The 17,190-nt window shown below is 70.3% G+C and carries 20 protein-coding genes; 13 read left to right on the forward strand and 7 right to left on the reverse strand.

What is annotated here, in order from left to right:
- From DWB05_RS01585 to DWB05_RS01600, 4 genes are all read left to right on the forward strand, one after another.
- The coding region (locus tag DWB05_RS01585) for a hypothetical protein (protein ID WP_198669026.1) at positions 1-246 on the forward strand (246 nt) is incomplete at its 5' end.
- Complete coding sequence (locus tag DWB05_RS01590; protein WP_114374373.1) at positions 243-959, forward strand: ATP12 family protein; 717 nt, start codon at positions 243-245, stop codon at positions 957-959. The genes DWB05_RS01585 and DWB05_RS01590, both read left to right, overlap by 4 nt.
- Positions 956-1,225: an acylphosphatase gene (locus tag DWB05_RS01595; RefSeq protein WP_114374375.1), complete on the forward strand. Its 270-nt coding sequence runs from the start codon at positions 956-958 to the stop codon at positions 1,223-1,225. The genes DWB05_RS01590 and DWB05_RS01595 overlap by 4 nt, the downstream gene beginning before the upstream one ends.
- Positions 1,226-1,306: 81 nt before the next feature.
- Positions 1,307-1,861, forward strand: a complete 555-nt coding sequence (locus DWB05_RS01600; RefSeq protein WP_114374377.1) for a YqhA family protein — start codon at positions 1,307-1,309, stop codon at positions 1,859-1,861.
- Positions 1,862-1,955: 94 nt separating this feature from the next.
- Here the strand turns inward: DWB05_RS01600 and DWB05_RS01605 are convergent, their stop codons facing one another.
- The 4 genes from DWB05_RS01605 to DWB05_RS01620 all read right to left on the reverse strand — a co-directional run bounded on the left by DWB05_RS01605 (position 1,956) and on the right by DWB05_RS01620 (position 6,251).
- The gene (locus DWB05_RS01605; RefSeq protein WP_456298220.1) at positions 1,956-2,750 is read right to left on the reverse strand and encodes an amino acid ABC transporter ATP-binding protein; all 795 of its coding nucleotides are present in this window, start codon (positions 2,748-2,750) and stop codon (positions 1,956-1,958) included.
- A 29-nt stretch (positions 2,751-2,779) separates the two neighbouring features.
- Positions 2,780-3,928, reverse strand: a complete 1,149-nt coding sequence (locus DWB05_RS01610; protein ID WP_114374379.1) for an amino acid ABC transporter permease — start codon at positions 3,926-3,928, stop codon at positions 2,780-2,782.
- Between the two features lie 31 nt (positions 3,929-3,959).
- Positions 3,960-5,165: an amino acid ABC transporter permease gene (locus DWB05_RS01615; RefSeq protein ID WP_114374381.1), complete on the reverse strand. Its 1,206-nt coding sequence runs from the start codon at positions 5,163-5,165 to the stop codon at positions 3,960-3,962.
- 66 nt (positions 5,166-5,231) lie between these two features.
- Positions 5,232-6,251, reverse strand: coding sequence for an amino acid ABC transporter substrate-binding protein (locus DWB05_RS01620; RefSeq protein WP_114374383.1), 1,020 nt, complete (start codon positions 6,249-6,251; stop codon positions 5,232-5,234).
- 160 nt (positions 6,252-6,411) lie between these two features.
- Here DWB05_RS01620 and DWB05_RS01625 point away from each other — a divergent pair, with 160 nt between their 5' ends.
- From DWB05_RS01625 to gpmI, 5 genes are all read left to right on the forward strand, one after another.
- Entirely contained in the window at positions 6,412-7,710 is a 1,299-nt protein-coding gene (locus tag DWB05_RS01625) for a glutamate-5-semialdehyde dehydrogenase (RefSeq protein WP_114374385.1), read from the forward strand.
- The gene (locus DWB05_RS15320) at positions 7,707-8,765 is read left to right on the forward strand and encodes a nicotinate-nucleotide adenylyltransferase (protein ID WP_157967032.1); all 1,059 of its coding nucleotides are present in this window, start codon (positions 7,707-7,709) and stop codon (positions 8,763-8,765) included. Before DWB05_RS01625 ends, DWB05_RS15320 begins: the two co-directional genes overlap by 4 nt.
- On the forward strand, positions 8,762-9,229 hold the full coding sequence (locus tag DWB05_RS01635) for a 23S rRNA (pseudouridine(1915)-N(3))-methyltransferase RlmH (protein WP_198669027.1): 468 nt from the start codon (positions 8,762-8,764) through the stop codon (positions 9,227-9,229). The genes DWB05_RS15320 and DWB05_RS01635 overlap by 4 nt, the downstream gene beginning before the upstream one ends.
- 79 nt (positions 9,230-9,308) lie before the next feature.
- Positions 9,309-10,181, forward strand: a complete 873-nt coding sequence (locus tag DWB05_RS01640; RefSeq protein WP_114374387.1) for an ion transporter — start codon at positions 9,309-9,311, stop codon at positions 10,179-10,181.
- Positions 10,182-10,245: 64 nt separating this feature from the next.
- Positions 10,246-11,763, forward strand: a complete 1,518-nt coding sequence (gpmI, locus tag DWB05_RS01645; protein ID WP_114374389.1) for a 2,3-bisphosphoglycerate-independent phosphoglycerate mutase — start codon at positions 10,246-10,248, stop codon at positions 11,761-11,763.
- Positions 11,764-11,820: 57 nt separating this feature from the next.
- Here gpmI and DWB05_RS01650 read toward each other — a convergent pair whose 3' ends face one another.
- Together DWB05_RS01650 and DWB05_RS01655 are read right to left on the reverse strand one after the other, a co-directional pair.
- Positions 11,821-12,225 (reverse strand): DUF6683 family protein, encoded by a 405-nt coding sequence (locus DWB05_RS01650; protein ID WP_332871696.1) that lies wholly within the window; start codon positions 12,223-12,225, stop codon positions 11,821-11,823.
- Positions 12,226-12,296: 71 nt separating this feature from the next.
- Positions 12,297-12,539 carry a hypothetical protein gene (locus DWB05_RS01655; RefSeq protein WP_114374393.1) on the reverse strand — a complete coding sequence of 81 codons (243 nt, stop codon included), beginning with the start codon at positions 12,537-12,539 and terminating at the stop codon, positions 12,297-12,299.
- A gap of 308 nt (positions 12,540-12,847) precedes the next feature.
- On the opposite strand from DWB05_RS01655, the gene DWB05_RS01660 reads away from it, so the two are divergent.
- Positions 12,848-13,132: a cupin domain-containing protein gene (locus DWB05_RS01660; RefSeq protein WP_232818350.1), complete on the forward strand. Its 285-nt coding sequence runs from the start codon at positions 12,848-12,850 to the stop codon at positions 13,130-13,132.
- Positions 13,129-14,106: a Bug family tripartite tricarboxylate transporter substrate binding protein gene (locus DWB05_RS01665; protein WP_114374398.1), complete on the forward strand. Its 978-nt coding sequence runs from the start codon at positions 13,129-13,131 to the stop codon at positions 14,104-14,106. Before DWB05_RS01660 ends, DWB05_RS01665 begins: the two co-directional genes overlap by 4 nt.
- 162 nt (positions 14,107-14,268) lie before the next feature.
- Here the strand turns inward: DWB05_RS01665 and DWB05_RS01670 are convergent, their stop codons facing one another.
- Positions 14,269-14,523, reverse strand: a complete 255-nt coding sequence (locus tag DWB05_RS01670) for a hypothetical protein (protein WP_114374400.1) — start codon at positions 14,521-14,523, stop codon at positions 14,269-14,271.
- A 203-nt stretch (positions 14,524-14,726) separates the two neighbouring features.
- Between DWB05_RS01670 and DWB05_RS01675 the strand changes: the two genes are divergently transcribed.
- Entirely contained in the window at positions 14,727-16,127 is a 1,401-nt protein-coding gene (locus tag DWB05_RS01675) for a S41 family peptidase (RefSeq protein WP_114374403.1), read from the forward strand.
- A gap of 112 nt (positions 16,128-16,239) precedes the next feature.
- Entirely contained in the window at positions 16,240-17,181 is a 942-nt protein-coding gene (locus DWB05_RS01680; RefSeq protein WP_269815550.1) for a divergent polysaccharide deacetylase family protein, read from the forward strand.
- The last annotated feature ends 9 nt before the right edge of the window (positions 17,182-17,190 follow it).

Consider the following 17,190-nt stretch of genomic DNA (forward strand, 5'->3'; position numbering starts at 1 on the left):
GTGGGCGCGGCGCGTGGCGGAGCGGCCGGTGCGGGGGCCGCCGAGGATTGCGCGACCCAGCTCGCGGTGGCGCGCGGCGGGCGGGCGGGAGCCCTGCCGGCTGCGGAAGCCGCGCCGGCGGAGGCCGCGCCGGCGGAACGACCGGCCGAGGCGCCGGCGACGCCGCCGTCCGCCCCGGCGCAGCGCGAGCCTCAGGACCGCCTGCCCGCGCCCCTGCAGCAGATTTTGCCGAGGCTCGGCCGATGAGGCGGTTCTGGACGACGACCGGGGTGATGGAGGGAGACGACGGCTGGCTTGTCCTGCTCGATGGGCGGCCGATGCGCACCCCCGGCGGCGCGCCCTTCCGGGTCCCCGCCCGCGCCGTGGCCGAGGCCGTGGCCGAGGAGTGGGCGGCGGCCGGCGAAGCCGGGGCGGAGATCCGCCTCGCCGAGCTCGTGCTCACCCGCATGGTGGCGACGGCGCTCGATCGCATCGCACCCGACCCGGGCCCGACCATCGATGCGCTGGCGAAATACGGCGAGACCGACCTGCTGTGCTACCGCACGGCGCACCCGCCCGAACTTGCTGCCCGGCAGGCCCGAGCCTGGCAGCCTCTCCTGGATTGGGCAGCGCTCGCGCTCGACGCCCCGCTCGTGGTGACGTCGGGGCTTGCTCATGTCGTGCAGAGCCCCGCGGCTCTGGCCGCACTCCGTGCGGCGCTCGCCCGGGAGAACGCCTTTTCGCTCGCCGCCCTCGGCGTCGTCGTGCCGGCGCTCGGCTCGCTCGTGCTCGGGCTTGCGCTCGCGCATGGCCGGCTCGGCCCCGACGAGGCGCATGCGATTGCCTTCCTCGAGGAGGCCTACCAGGCGGAGCAATGGGGCAAGGATGCGGAAGCGGAGGCGCGATTGGCCGGCATCGCAGCCGAGGTGACGACTGCCCACCGTCTGATGGGTCTCGCGCGCATCGAAGCCCCGGCATGAAGACGGTGCGCATCCTCGTCTCCGGCCGCGTGCAGGGGGTGGGGTTCCGCGCCTTCGCTGTGCGGGAGGCGACCCGGCTCGGGCTCGATGGGTGGGTGCGCAATTTGCCGGACGGACGGGTGGAGGCGGTCGCCCAAGGCGGGGAAGACGCGGTCGCGCAGTTCGTCTGCGCCCTCCGTCGCGGCCCCGTCGCCGCGCGGGTGAACGAGGTCGTGGTGGAGGAGACTGAGGCGACGGTGCCGCCTGGTTTCGTACAGCGCGGCTGAGGCTTCCGCAGGGGCGGTGGCGGCAGGGGGCTGGCCTCAAGTCAGCGCGGCGGCTACCACTCCGCGCCCGGAGATCCAGCGATGATCACGCTCCTCAACCGTCTGATCCTGGCCAGCCGCTGGGTGCTCGTCGTCTTCTACGTCGGGCTCGCGGTCGCGCTCTGCTTCTATGCCGTGCGCTTCCTGTGGAAGCTGAAGAAGTACTTCGAGGGCCTGTTCACCATGAGCGACGGCGAGACGCTGCTCGGCCTTCTCTATCTGCTCGACTCCGCCCTGGTCGCCGGCCTCGTGGTGATGATGCTGATCGCTTCCTACGACAGCCTGGTGGCGCGCCTGTCGGGCAAGGACGATGCGGCGAGCCTCGAGTGGGTGGGCGCGGTCGATCCCTCAAACCTGAAGATCAAGCTCGCGGTGGCGATCGTCGCCATCTCCTCCATTCACCTGCTGCAGATCTTTCTCAACGTCGACAGCTACACCGACCGCCAGATCACCTGGATGATGGCGATCCATGGCGTGTTCCTGGTCGGCATCATCGCCATGGCGGTGATGGACCGGCTCGAGGGCTACGGGAAGAAGGAGAAGGCGAAGGCAGCCGGCACGAACGCCAAACTGCCAGCTGCCGCGACAGAGGCCTGACGTCTCGCCCCGCAGTCCCGGGGAGCCGTTCCGCACCGCCCCGTCACGATCGCCCCGCGCCACCCTCGACGCTGCCCGCCCGCCCTCGGTCGCCTCAGTGGCCAAGGATCTGGCTGAGGAAGGTGCGCAGCCGTTCGCTTCTCGGGTTGCCGAAGAACTCCTTCGGTGGCCCCACCTCCACCACCTCGCCGCGGTCCATGAAAACCACGCGGTCGGCCACCGTGCGGGCGAAGCCCATCTCGTGCGTGACCACCACCATGGTCATGCCCGATTCGGCGAGCTCGACCATCACGTCGAGCACCTCCTTGATCATCTCCGGATCCAGTGCGGAGGTCGGCTCGTCGAACAGCATGATCTTGGGCCGCATGCAGAGCGCGCGCGCGATCGCCACCCGTTGCTGCTGCCCGCCCGACAGCTGGCCCGGATACTTCTTCGCCTGTTCTGGAATGCGCACGCGGGTGAGGAACTCCATCGCGAGCTCCTCGGCTTCCTTCTTCGGCATCTTGCGCACCCAGATCGGCGCAAGCGTGCAGTTCTCGAGGATGGTGAGGTGCGGAAAGAGGTTGAAGGACTGGAACACCATTCCGACCTCGCGGCGGATGGCGTCGATGTTCCGCAGGTCGTCGGTCAGTTCGATGCCGTCGACGATGATCTGCCCTTCCTGATGCGTCTCGAGCCTGTTGATGCAGCGGATCATCGTCGACTTGCCCGACCCGGAGGGTCCGCAGACGACGACCCGCTCGCGCTCGCGCACGGTGAGCGAGACGTCGCGCAGCACATGGAGCGCGCCGAACCACTTGTTCACCTTTCGCAGCTCGATCATCGGCTTGGCGTCGGGCTGCACCGCGCTTCGCACCTGCACCTTGCCGAGCTCGCCCACCTCAGCCATCGCCGCTCCTCCGCTCGCCTCGTCCCCTCTCACCGCCTGCGCCCCTTGTCGAGCTCGCGCTCGAGGTCCTGGCTGTACTTCGACATCGCAAAGCAGAACACGAAGTAGATCGCGGCGACGAACAGGTAGGCCTCCACCCCGAAGCCCTGCCAGGCCGGTTCGATGATCGAGGTCTTCGCCGTGTTGAGCAGATCGTAGATGCCGATGATCAGCACGAGCGAGGTGTCCTTGAACATGCCGATGAAGGTGTTCACCAGCGGCGGGATGGAGATCTTGAGCGCCTGCGGCAGGATGATGAGCCCCGTTTTCTGCCAGTAGGTGAGCCCGAGCGCGTCTGCGGCCTCATACTGGCCCTTCGGGATCGCCTGCAGCCCGCCGCGCACCACCTCGGCGAGGTAGGCGGCGGCGAACAGGATGATCGCGATCTGCGCGCGGAGCAGCTTGTCGATGTTCATCCCCTCGGGGAGGAACAGCGGGAACATCACCGAGGCCATGAACAAGAGCGAAATGAGCGGCACGCCCCGGATGAGCTCGATGTAGACGACGCAGAGCGCCTTCACCGCCGGCATCGAGGTCTGCCGCCGCCCGAGAGCGACGAGGATGGAGAGCGGGAAAGCGAACGCGATGCCGAAGGTGGCGAGGATGAGGGTGATGACGAGCCCGCCCCAGCGCTCCTGCTCGACATACGGCAGGCCGAACACGCCCCCCCACATCAGCACGCCGATCGCCGTCAGTGCGGCGAGCCAGATGAGCGCGAGTTCCTTGCGCCAGAAGCGGCGCATGGCGGAGATGACGTAGAGGGCGACGAAGATGACGACGACGAGGGCCGGCCGCCACTGCTCGTCGAACGGATAGAGGCCGAACAGGATGAAGCGGTACTTCTCACCGATCAGCGCCCAGCATGCGCCTTCGCCGCGTGCCGCGCGGCAGGCGGAGGTATCGACCTGCTGCCCCGTCCCCGGCACGTCCCAGATCGCGTTCACCACCGCCCAATTGAGGAAGGAGAGGGTCCAGGAAACGAGGAAGTAGGCGAGGAGAAGCGTGACCGCTGTGGAGAGCCAGGAGGAGAACAGGTTGGCCCTGAGCCACGCGATCGGGCCGAGGGCGAAACTCGGCGGCCGCCGTTCGATCGCCGGCGCGGCGCCGAGCGTGGCTGCTTCGGCGGAGGGCGGCGTCATCGATCCGATCCCGTGACGAGCATCTGCGGTCTCACCGTTCCTTCAACGCGATCCGCGCATTGTACCAGTTCATGAACAGGCTGATGGAGAGCGAGATCGTCAGGTACACCATCATGATGATGGCGATGCCCTCGATCGCCTGGCCGGTCTGGTTGATCGTCGTGTTCGCGATCGAGACGATGTCCTGATAGCCGATGGCGACCGCGAGCGACGAATTCTTCGTGATGTTGAGGTATTGGCTGGTCATCGGCGGGATGATGACGCGCAGCGCCTGCGGCAGGATGACGAGGCGCAGCTGCTGGCCGCGGCTGAGCCCGAGGGCGGCAGCCGCCTCCCACTGCCCTTGGTGCACGGCGAGGATGCCCGCGCGCACGATCTCGGCGATGAAGGCCGCGGTGTAAAGGACGAGGCCGAACAGCAGGGCCGCGAACTCGGGCGTGATGGTGCCGCCGCCGCGGAAGTTGAAACCCCTGAGCACGGGGCGATCCACGGTGAACGGCGCGCCCATGGCCCACCACACGCCGAGGGGAAGCCCGACCAGCAGCACGATGGCCCACGGCCAAAGGCGCGGCCGAACCCCCGTGGCCATCTGCCGTGCGGTGAAGAGGCGCGAGAGGCCCCAGGTCACAATCGCGCCGACGACGAGCGCGATCAGCGCCGCGGTGTGCGCCTCCTGCCATTCGATCCAAGGGAACTTGATGCCCCGGTTCGAGAGGTAGACCGACCCGAACGGGTTGAGCGCCTGGCGTGGCCCCGGCAACCCCTGCAGCAACGCGTACCAGAACAGGAGCTGCAACAGCAGCGGCAGGTCGCGCAGCACCTCGACGTAGACGGCCGCGCACTTCGCCACCAACCAGTTCCGGGACAGCCGCGCGATGCCGATCACTGTGCCGAGGATGGTGGCGAGCACCGCGCCGATGATCGCCACGCGCAGCGTGTTCAGCACGCCGACGGTGAGGGCACGGAAGTAGGTGTCGGCGGGGGAGTAGGGGATCAGGCTCTCGCCGATCGGAAGCCCCGCCTCGCGTTCGAGGAAGCCGAAACCGGTCGCGATCTTGCGCACCTCGAGGTTGCGCATGGTGTTGTCGACCAGCCACCAGATTCCGAGCCCGACGAGGCCCAGGATGACCACCTGCCAGAAGACCGCGCGCACTGTCGGGTCACGCCAGGAAAGGGCGATGCCCCGCCGTGGCGGGGCGCGGAGGAAGCGGGGATCGGTGGTGGTCGGAGTCTGCATCGGCGTCGGTCGCGGATGGGGAGGGGCGGGAGGCGATCGCGCCGCTCCCGCCCGTCCCCTGCCTCCTCAGCGGATCGGCGGCGCGTACATGAGCCCGCCCTGAGTCCAGAGCGCGTTGATGCCCCGCGGCACGCCCATCGGCGTGATGTTGCGCTCCCACATCTCCCCGAAGTTCCCCACCTGCTTGATGATGTTGTAGGCCCAGCGGTTGTCGAGCCCCATCATCTGCCCGATGCCGCCCGTCACCCCGAGCAGGCGCTGGATGTCGGGCACCTGGCTCGTCAGCATCTGATCGACGTTCGCGCTGGTCACGCCGAGCTCCTCGGCCGCGATCTGCGCGAACAGCGACCAGCGCACGATGTCGAAGAAGCGCTGGTCGCCCTTGCGCACCACGGGGCCGAGCGGCTCCTTCGAGATGATCTCGGGCAACATCACGTACTGTTCCGCGTTCGGCCCCTGGGTGAAGCGGAAGGAGGCGAGGGCCGAGGCGTCGGAGGTGTAGACGTCGCAGCGGCCCGAGATGAAGGCGGCGCGGATCTCCTCGAGGCTCTCGATCACCACCGGGCGGAAGCTCATCCGGTTGGTGCGGAAGAAGTCGGCGAGGTTGAGCTCGGTCGTGGTGCCCGGCTGCACGCAGACGGTGGCCCCGTCGAGCTGCTTGGCCGAGGTGACGCCGAGCGCGCGTTTCACCATGAAGGCCTGGCCGTCGTAGAAGTTGATCCCCGCGAACTGGAAGCCCAAGAAGGCCTCGCGGCCGAGCGTCCAGGTCGTGTTGCGGTAGAGGAGATCGACCTCGCCCGACTGCAGGGCCGGGAAACGGTTCTGGCTCGTCGTCGGAACGAAGCGCACGCGGTTCGCGTCGCCGAAGATGGCGGCGGCGACGGTACGGCAGCCGTCGGCGTCGAGCCCGCGCCACACCCCCTGGCTGTCCGGGTTGGAGAAGCCGGCAACCCCCGTGGTGACGCCGCAGACCACCTGGCCGCGGGCGCGGATCGCGTCCAGCGTCGGCGATTGTTGCGCGACCGCTTCGGCGGCCGGCAGGGCGATGGCCAGTGCCAGGGCACCGGCGCGCATGGCAGTGTGCATGGAACCCTCGTCCCCAGTTCGTTCGTGCCTCACTGCCGTGTGCCGGGCGCCCGACCGCGCTCTCCGGCGCGGCATGCCGGTAACGTGGGGCAGATTTGCGTTTCGATCAATGGTCGGGGCGGCCGTTCCGCCAACGGCGAGGCTGCGTTAGGGTCGCGCCATGGCTGTTCTGGTCAACCTCGCCCCCGAACTCCGACCGCAGGCCGATGCCTTTGGCGACTTCGCCGTCCTCGCCAAGGCCGCGCGCGATGCTGCCCGCCTTGTCGCCCGCCTGCCGGCCGAGACCCGTGCGGCCGGGCTGCGCGAGGCCGCGCGCGCGCTCCGGCAGGCCGAGTCGGCCATCCTCGAGGCGAACGCGGCCGACCTCGCGGCGGCGCGTCTTGCCGGCCAGAGCGGCGCCTTCCTCGACCGGTTGGCGCTGACGCCCGCGCGGGTGGAGGCCTTGGCAGCGGGGGTTGAGACGGTGGCGAGGTTGCCTGACCCGGTCGGGCGCGTGCTCGCGGAATGGACGCGCCCCAACGGGTTGCGCATCCGCCGCGTCACACAACCGCTGGGGGTGATCGGCATGATCTTCGAAAGCCGCCCCAACGTGGCGGCGGATGCCGCGGCGATTGCGCTCAAATCCGGCAATGCGATCGTACTCCGCGGCGGGTCGGAAAGCCTCCGCTCGGTCGGCGCCATCCACGCTGCCTTCGTCGCGGGTCTCGCCGCGGCCGGCGTGCCGGAGGCCGCCGTGCAGGTGGCGCCAACGGCGGACAGGGGATTCGTCGCCGCCATGCTCGGCGCGTCGGGGCTGATCGACGTCATCATTCCGCGCGGCGGGAAATCTCTCGTGACCCGCGTGCAGGCCGAGGCGCGCGTGCCGGTGCTCGCCCACGCCGAGGGGCTGTGCCACACCTTCGTTCACGCCTCGGCCGATCTCGCCAAGGCGCGCGCGATCGTGGCGAACGCGAAGATGCGCCGCACCGGGATCTGCGGCGCAACCGAAACGCTCCTCGTCGATGCCGCTTGCGCGGCCACGCACCTCGACCCCATCCTGGACGATCTCGCCGCTCTCGGCTGCGCGTTCCGCGCCTGCCCGCGAACGCGCGCCCTGCGCCCCGACCTTCCGGCGGCGACGGAAGAGGACTTCGCCACCGAGTGGCTCGATGCGATCCTCAATGTCGCGATCGTCGATGGCGTGGAGGGCGCCATCGCGCATATCTGCCGCTTCGGTTCCGAGCATACGGACGCGATCGTGGCGGAAGATACGCTGGCGATCGAAACGTTCCTGAACGGGATCGACAGTGCGATCGCCATTGCCAACGCCTCGACCCAGTTCGCCGACGGCGGGGAGTTCGGCTTCGGCGCCGAGATCGGCATTGCGACGGGCCGCATCCATGCCCGCGGGCCGATCGGGCCCGACCAGCTCGTCACCTTCCGCTACCACGTGATCGGCACGGGCCAAGTCCGCGCATGACGGCAGTCCGCCGCGGCCGTTCCCGCCGGCCTGCGCCGCTCGCCAAACCCGGCGCACCGGGACGGTGGGGTGACGGGCGGAAGGTGCGCATCGGGCTGCTCGGCGGTTCGTTCAACCCGGCCCACGAGGGGCATCGCACGATTGCCGAGACGGCACGGAAACGATTGCGTCTCGATGCCGTCTGGCTGCTCGTCTCGCCGGGCAATCCGCTCAAGCCGGCACGCGGCATGGCGCGGTTGGACCGACGCCTCGCCTCCGCGCGCGATGTCGTGGCCGGCAACGCGCGGCTGATCGCGACGGACCTCGAGGCCCGTCTCGGCACCCGCTACACGATCGACACGATTCGGCGGCTGCGGGCGCGATTTCCCCGCGTTCGCTTCGTATGGCTGATGGGAGCGGACAACCTGATCCAGATCCCGCGCTGGCAGTTCTGGCGCGCGATCTTCCGTCACGTTCCTGTCGCGGTGTTTCCGCGCCCTGGCTTCACGCGTGCCGCCGTCGCGTCGCGCGCGGCGCGTCTGTTCCGATCCCGTTTCGTTCCCCCTGCGCGCGCGGGCGCCCTCCGGTTCGCGACACCGCCCGCCTGGACCCTGCTGCCCATGCGCGAGCACCCGGCTTCGGCCACCGCCATCCGCGCCGGCAAGGCAGCCGTGCCCCGACCCCGTCGCCGGCGCGCAGCCGCACTGCCTGAGGCTGCGCTCGATGCACTGGTGAAACGCATCGTCGCCCGTCTCGAGGACGACAAGGCCGAGGATGTCGTCGTGCTCGACATCCTTGGCAAGGCGGCCTTCGCCGACCGGATGGTGATCGCCTCCGGGCTCTCGGGACGGCAGCTGAAAGCGATGGCGGAACACCTGCTTGATCTGCTCGAGGGCGAGGGACTGCGCGTGCGGGCAGAGGGCCTGGGGAGTTCCGATTGGGTGCTGCTCGATGTCGGCGACGTCGTGGTCCACCTGTTTCGACCCGAGACGCGCGCCCACTACGCCCTCGAGAAGATGTGGGGGATGAGCCTGCCCGGCGAGGAGGCGTCGCACGGGGAGGTACGGCGGGCGTGATCCCGCCTCTCGTCGTGCTCGCGGTCGGGCGGGGCAGGGGGAGCGCGGAGCAGGCGCTGTTCGACCGCTATGCCGCCCGGCTGAGGCCCGCTCCGCGCCTCGTCGAGATCGCGGAGGCCCGCGGCGGCCCCGCCCAGATCCGCCGCCGGGAAGGGGAGGCGATCCTGCGCGCCCTTCCCGCGGGGGCCGACCTCATCGCGCTGGACCTCGGCGGCGAGGACCTCGCCTCGGCGGCCTTCGCCGCCCGCCTCGCCCGCCTGGCCGAGGCCGGCCGGACCGCGGCCTTCGCCATCGGCGGCGCCGAGGGGCTCGATCGCGCCGTGCTCGACCGCGCGGCCTGGGTGTTCGCCTTCGGCCGCGCCACCTGGCCGCATCTCCTGGTGCGCGCCATGCTCGCCGAGCAACTGTATCGCGCGGCGAGCCTCCTCGCCGGCCACCCCTACCATCGCGCCGGCAGGCCCTGATCGCGCCCCACCTTCCTTTCGCCGCAGGCCTGGGCCATCTCCCGCCCCGATCCGTCATCCAAGCTTCGGGGTCGTCACGATGCAGGAAGTCCTCACCGCGGAGGACGAGGCCGGTTCGTCTCTCCGCGCCCGTGCCGCGCGGTTCATCCTTCGCCCCTCGGTGCAGAATGCGATCATGGCGCTCATCGTGCTCAACGCCGTGATCCTCGGCCTCGAGACCGCCCCCTCCGTCATGAGCCGCTGGGGTGCGTGGCTCACCGGCCTCGACGTCGCGCTCCTCTGCGTGTTCACGGCGGAAATCGCGCTGCGCATCTACGCCTTTCGCGGCCGATTTTTCCGCGACCCGTGGGGCGTGTTCGACTTCCTCGTCGTCGCCATCGCCTGGATGCCGGCCACCGGCCCGCTCTCCGTGCTGCGCGCGTTGCGCGTGCTGCGCGTGCTCAGGCTGATCTCGATGATGCCCCGGCTGCGCATCGTGGTGGAGGCGATGCTGCACGCCATCCCGGGCATCGGCGCGATCGCGATGCTGCTCCTGATCCTCTACTACGTCGCCGCCGTGATCGCGACCAAGCTCTACGGCGACACCCACCCCGAGCTCTTCGGCACCATCGGGGAGAGCATGTTCACCCTATTCCAGGTGATGACGCTCGAATCCTGGTCCACCGGCGTGGCCCGGCCGGTGATGGAGGAGCACCCGCAGGCCTGGGCCTTCTTCGTGCCCTTCGTGCTGGTGGCGACCTTCGTCGTGCTCAACCTCTTCATCGGCATCATCGTCGAGAGCATCCAGACGCTGCGCAAGGCGCGCGAGCAGGCCGATGAGGCGCAGCTCGAGGCGCAGACGGAGATGCGCGCCGAGCTGCACGGCGACGCACTCACCATCCTGAAGGAGGTGCGGGCCTTGCGCGAGGAGGTGGCGTCCTTGCGCGCCGCACTCGCCGAAGCCAGGCGCTGAGCCCGGCGCGGCACGCGAATGCGCGCGCTTGCCGTCACCGTTCGGGCGGGTTAGGCCGCGCGGCATGACCCGCCGCCCCGTCATGCTGGTCGTACTCGACGGCTGGGGCTGGCGCGAGGAGGAGGAGGCGAACGCCGTCCGCCTCGCGCACACGCCCACCTTCGACCGGCTTTGGCAGACCTGCCCGCACGCCTTCCTGCGCACCTCGGGAGCGGATGTCGGTCTGCCCGAAGGCCAGATGGGCAACTCCGAGGTCGGCCACCTCAACCTCGGGGCGGGGCGGGTGGTGCTGCAGGACCTGCCGCGCATCGACGCCGCGGTGGCCGATGGGTCGATCGCGGAGCGCCCTGCGTTGCGCGAGCTCATCGCGCGCGTGCGCGCCACGGGCGGAGTGGTGCACCTGATGGGCCTCGTCTCTCCAGGCGGGGTGCACAGCCATCAGGACCACGCGGTGGCGCTGGCGCGCGCGCTGGCGGGGGAGGGGGTCGCGGTCGCGGTGCATGCCTGGACGGACGGGCGCGACACCCCGCCGCGGTCGGCCGACTCGTTCCTTGCCCGGTTCGAAAGCGCTCTCCCCGCAGCCGCGCGCGTCGCCACCCTCTCGGGGCGCTACTACGCGATGGATCGCGACCATCGTTGGGACCGCGTCGAGCGCGCCTGGGCCACGATGGTGCTCGGCCAGGGCGAGCGGGCGGAGAGCGCGGCGGCGGCGATCCGGGCGGCCTATGAGCGGGAATTGTCAGACGAGTTCATCCTGCCGACGGTGATCGCCGACTTCGCCGGGATGCGCGATGGCGACGCTATCCTATGCTTCAACTTTCGGGCAGACCGCGTGCGGCAGATCCTCACGACCCTGCTCGACCCCGCGTTCGACGCCTTCCCGCGCCCGCGCCTGCCGCGCTTCGCCGCCGCGGTGGGGATGACGCCCTATTCGGAGGCGCTCGATCGGTTCATGGCGGCGCTGTTTCCGCCCGAACCGCTCGTCAACGTGCTGGGCGAGGTGGTGGCCGCCGCGGGCCGCACCCAGCTTCGCCTCGCCGAGACCGAGAAGTATCCCCATGTCACCTACTTCCTGAACGGCGGGCGGGAGGCGGTGTTCCCGGGCGAGGAGAGGGTGCTGATCCCCTCACCGAAGGTGGCGACCTACGACCTCAAGCCGGAGATGAGCGCCGCCGAGGTGACGGCGGCCGCGGTGGCGGCGATCCGGTCCGGCCGCTTCGACCTGATCGTGCTCAACTACGCCAACCCGGACATGGTGGGGCACACGGGAGATCTCGCGGCGGCGATCGCGGCTTGCGAGGCGGTGGATCGGGGCCTGGGCGAGATCGCCGCCGCGATCGCGGACGTGGGCGGGGTGCTGTTGGTGACGGCCGATCACGGCAATGCCGAACTGATGCGCGACCCCGTAACGGGCGGGCCGCACACCGCGCACACGACGAACCCGGTGCCGGTGATCCTCTTCAACGGGCCCGAAGGTGCCCGGCTGCGCGATGGGCGGCTGGCCGACGTCGCGCCCACGCTGTTGGCGCTGCTGGGCCTCGCGAAGCCGGCGGAGATGACGGGGACGAGTCTGCTGGGATAGGGGGCGGTGGAAGGGAGCGAATCCCTTCCCCCGCAGGCCCCTATCCCCGTAGCCCCGTCAGCGCGCCGCCTGCGCCGCGAAGCCGAACAGCGTGAGCACGGCGGTCGCGACTTGCCGCGCCGCCTGACGTGTCTCCGCATGACCGTTGGCTTGGGCATCGGCCTCGAACACCGCCATCAGCCCGGTGATGAGGAGACAGGTGTCGTAGAGCGCCGTCCTCTCCTCGGGGGTGCGGCGGGTGATGTCGGAGCCGGTGGTGAGGAAGCCGTGCACGGTGTCGAGAACGCGCAGCGACTCGGCGTCGGTCAGGTCCTTTCCACGTTCGATGGCGAGGGCGGCGCCGATCGCGAGGCCGACCGCGTAGGTCAGGGTGTTGCGCCGGAACTCGGGGTGGTTTTCGAGTTCCGCGAACACGGCCTCGGCCAGGGCGCGGAGCTGCGAGCGATGCGCGGGGGGAGCGATGGGCCGGCGAACTGGTCGGCGACGCTGACGCGGCGGCGGGGGCGGAAGTCGGTGGCGGCGAAGGCGCGGGCCTAGGGGGCGGCGGAGGGCGCGGCTTGGCGCGGAGCCGGCCGTTGGCCGCGCAGGTCCAGCGCAAGGTCCTGCAGCCGGGTGTTCTGTTGCGCCTGCGACAGGATGAAGCTCGCGTTCGCCAGCGCCATGGTGTCGTAGGACATACCGGGCGAGAGGAAATTCTGGAATTCCGCGCGGGCGGGGCCCGCTCCGGCGAGGAGCGAGGCGAGGGCGGCGACGAGGACGACGGTGCGGCGATGCATCGGACGAGACTCTGCTCGCGGAGGGCCCAACTCTAACCGACCCGCAGTCATCAGGCGAAAGCGGATCGCGTGACGCCCGGACGTTGCCGCGCCGCAGGCGGTGGCGCGGCCGGGCGAGCACGGCCGGTTGCCGTGGTCATGACCGTCCCCTAGTCTCAAGAAAAACGCGAAAGACCTGGGAGGCAGCGATGGCTTCGGGCGGATGCCCCTTCGTCGTGCGCGCGGGGACAATGGAGCCCTACCAGCCGGCGAACCACGCCGGAACACGCAACAGGCGGTTGATCGGTCCCGACACGGTCGGGGCCCGGATGCTCGAGGTCGTGCTCGGTGAGCTCGAGCCCGGGGGCGAGGCCCGTCGGCACGCCCATCCGGGGATCGAACAGGTGTGCTTCATGTTGGAAGGGCGGGCGCGGGTCGAGTGCGACGGCCGCGAGGAGGAGATCGGTCCCGGTGACGCCTGCTTCTTTCCGGCCGACAAGCCACACCGCTTCACGGTGATCGGCGACCGACCGGTCAAGGTCCTGGTGATCTACGCGCCCCCGTACGGCGAGGATCGCGCGCGGGTCCGGCTGGCCGAGGAGGCAGTGTCGTGACAAGCGAGGCCGTTTCGCGCCGCGTCGTCGCCGGAGCCCTGGCCACCCTGCCGTTCGCCGGGCGTGTCTTCGCCCAGGGCTGGTCGCCCTCGCGCCCCGTGCAGGTCGTGGTACCGTTCGCCGCCGGGTCCGGCACCGACCAGGTGGCTCGCCTGCTGCAGAAGGTGATGGAGCCGATCTGGCCGCAGCGCCTGGTGATCGAGAACCGCCCGGGGGCGAACGGCGCTCCGGCCGCGGCGGCGGTCGCCCGCGCGCCGGCGGATGGGCATACGCTCATGGTCACCACCAACACGCCGCACGCGGCCAACAAGGCGTTGATGAAACGCCTCGACTACGATCCGGTGAGCGATTTCACGCCGATCATCCGGCTCGGCAACTACGTGTTCTGGCTTGTCGTCGGCTCGCACTTCCCGGCGCGCAGTTTCGCCGAGTTCGCGGCCGAGGTTCGCCGGCGCCCGGGCCAGGTCACCTACGCCTCCGGCAACTCCACGGGCATCGTCGGCGGAGCGACCATCGCGCGCATGCTCGGCGTCGAGATGGTGCACGTACCGTACCGCTCGACACCGCCCGCGATCGTCGACGTGGTCGGGGGCCGGGTCGATGCCATGGTGGTCGACGTCGCGGCCTCCCGTTCGCAGGTCGAAGCTGGCCGCCTCGTTCCGCTCGGTGTAACCAGCCGCGAGCGCAGCCGCCTCCTTCCCGATCTGCCGAGCCTTCACGAGCAGGGTCTCGAGGGCTTCGATTTCGTCGCGTGGGCGGGAGTGGTGGCACCGGCCGGCGTTCCCCGACCGATCCGCGACGCGATCCATGCCGCGTTCGCCCGTGCCTGGGACACTGAGGCGGTGCGCGCGCAATGCGCGGTCCTCGGGTTCGAGAGCTTTACCTCGACGCCGGACGAGTTTGGTTCCTTCATCGCGGCCGAGATCGTGAAGTGGACGACGCTGGCACGCGCGGCCGGAATCGAGCCGGAATGACTCCAGCCTTCCACGGGCGGGTGACCGACAGCTGGGCGTATCCAAGACACGTTCGGACGCCTGGATGCCGCGCGGGACGCCACGGCGGATAGGGCGGAAGGGCGCGCCCCGCGGCAGGCGGGCGCCGGCGCACGGTCCCTTATCCCCGAGGCGCAACCGTCCTCACCCGCCGTCTTCCGCCCTCTCGCGGCTGCGCACGATCCGCAAGGCCTCGATCAGCACCGCCCGGGTGATGCCGTGCCGCCCGTAGGCCACTTCGGCCTCCTCTAAGGTGAGCTTGTCGGCCGGGCGAAGCACGAGCTCCCGCGCCTCCGCCCGTAGCTCCACCTCGAAGAAGCGCGGCCGCCCCAGCGTCTCCACCAGAGCCTTGGAGAGGGTGAGCTGGCGTTGCGGGGAGAGTTTCAGCACCGTCGGCATGACGAGAGCCTAAAGGACTTTGTTCCTAAAGTCGAGCGCTGCCACGACGCGTCGGGCGCGTACCCCCGAAGCGGCGGTCCTGCCGCAATCGTGTTGCGCCCGGGGCCTCGCGCGCCTTGATCGGCGCCGGCGCCGAACGATACCTTGCTGGGTCGCAGGATGTTCGCGCGGGGGGATCCCGCGCCACGAGGAACCGGACCGGCATGCAGGTCACCTTCCGCAGCGCTCTTCTCGCCGCCGCCCTGGCCTTCGGCGCAGGGGCCGCCCTGAACGGGCCGCCGGGGGTCTGGCTCGGCGACCGGCTCGGCCTCGGCGCCCAGGCGCAGGAAGGCTCGCGGGCCGAGACCTATCGCCTGCTGTCGCTGTTCGGGGACGTGTTCGAGCGGATCCGCGCCGAATACGTCGAGCCGGTGAACGACCGCGAGGTGATCGAGGCCGCGATCAACGGCATGCTGCAGAGCCTGGATCCGCACTCGGGCTACATGAACCCGCGCACCTTCCGCGACATGCAGGTGCAGACGCGGGGCGAGTTCGGCGGTCTCGGCATCGAGGTCACGCAGGAGAATGGCTTCGTCAAGGTGATCTCGCCGATCGACGACACGCCGGCGGCGCGCGCCGGGGTGAAGCCGGGCGACCTGATCACCCACATTGACGGGCGCACCGTGCAGGGCCTGACCCTGAACGAGGCGGTGGAGCGGATGCGCGGGCCGCCACGGACGGAAATTCGCCTCACCATCCGCCGCGAAGGGGTTCCCCAACCCATCCAGATGACGATCGTGCGCGACGTGATCCGCATCCAGTCCGTGCGGTCGCGGCTGATCGACGACGACGTGGGCTACATCCGCATCACGTCGTTCAACGAGCAGACGGACCAGGGGCTCAGGCGCGCCGTGCAGCAACTCCGCAGTCAGGCCGGTACGCGGCTGCGCGGGCTGGTGCTCGATTTGCGCAACAATCCGGGCGGGCTGCTCGACCAGGCGGTTGCGGTCTCCGACGACTTCCTGGAGCAGGGGGAGATCGTCTCCACCCGGGCGCGGCGGCCCGAGGACGCCCAGCGCTACAACGCCCGGCCCGGCGACATCGCCGCGGGCCTGCCGATCGTGGTGTTGATCAACGGCGGCTCGGCTTCGGCCTCCGAGATCGTCGCCGGTGCCCTGCAGGACCATCGCCGGGCGGTGGTGATCGGCACCCGCAGCTTCGGCAAGGGCAGCGTGCAGACGGTGATGCCGCTGCCGGGCAACGGTGCCATCCGGCTGACGACGGCGCGCTACTACACCCCCTCCGGCCGCTCGATCCAGGCGACGGGAATCGAGCCGGACGTGCTGGTCGAACTGTTCGAAGGCGAAGCGCGGGCGGAGGCGCGGGACCGCGAGGCCAACCTCAACCGGGCGCTGCGCAACGACCAGGCTCAGGCCGCCCGGCAAAGTCCGGTGCCGCCGCCCGCGCTGCCGCCCGGTTTCGTCGAGGCGTCCTCCAACCCGCCGCCGCGGCCCACCGAGGGGCAGCCGCCGATCCAGCTCGGCGACATCGCCCGCGACTACCAGCTGCAACGGGCGGTGGAGCTGGTGCGCGGGCTCGCGGTGATGCGCCGGGCGTCGAACTGAATTGGCCAAAGGACCAAAGGCCTAAAGCAAGCCGACGGGCCGCACGGTGGCCGAGGGTCGAGTAGGGAAGGGCGGGTGGCGCGCCCTGGCTGCGTTCTGGGCGGTGGTGCTCATGGTCGCGGGGGGGCTCGCCCTTTGGGCGGAGTTCGGCACCGCGCCGCCCGAGACCGTCGAGGCGGCGCCCGCCGTTTCGGTACAAGGCCCGTCTGCCCCGCTGCCGTCGCAAGACCCCCCGGCGGAAGCCCGTCGCGGTCCGCCGATCGAGCCCGAGCGTCGCCCCGGTGCCGACGGAGCCCCGGGGAACGAGCCGGCCCCAGCGGCGCAACCGGCGTGGCGGAGCTTCGCCCGCCCGTTCGATGAGTCCGACCGCAGGCCTCGCCTCGCCATCCTCGTGGTCGGGCTCGGCATGAGCGAGACGGCGACGCGCTTCGCCATCGACCAGCTCCCTGGGGCGATCAGCCTCGCCTTTTCGCCCTACGGGCTGAACCTGGACACCCAGATGGCGGCGGCGCGCGCGGCGGGGCATGAGGTGCTGCTTGGCATCCCGATGGAGCCGGCGAACTTCCCCCTGAATGATCCCGGGCCGCGCGCCCTGATGACCGGCAATCCGCCACCCGAGAACCTGGCGCGGCTGCAATGGGTGCTTGGGCGCGGCACGGGCTATGTCGGGGTCACCAATGCGGCGTCCGCCGTCTTACGCGGCGAGCGCTTCATGACCGCGACTGAAGCGATGCGTCCTGTCTACGAGGTCCTGCAGCAACGGGGTCTTCTCTTCATCGAGGCTCGGCCCGGCGAGCGTGCTCCGACGGCGGTTCCCTCGCGCACGGCTGATCTCGTTGTGGATGAGCGAATGTCACGACCCGAAATCGAGGCCCGGTTGGCTGATCTCGAACGCTTGGCAAGGGAGCGGGGGGTTGCCTTGGGCATCGCCGGTCCCTCCCAACTCACGCTCGAGCGACTCGCCGCGTGGAGCCAGGGCGTCGAGTTCCGTGGTGTCCTCCTTGCGCCGGTGAGTGCCGTCGTTACGCGTCCGACGGCGCAGGCACGACCTTAGTGGCGGGAG

Source organism: Elioraea thermophila (ex Habib et al. 2022) (assembly GCF_003336755.1).
In the GTDB taxonomy this organism is placed as follows: Bacteria; Pseudomonadota; Alphaproteobacteria; order Acetobacterales; family Acetobacteraceae; genus Elioraea; species Elioraea thermophila.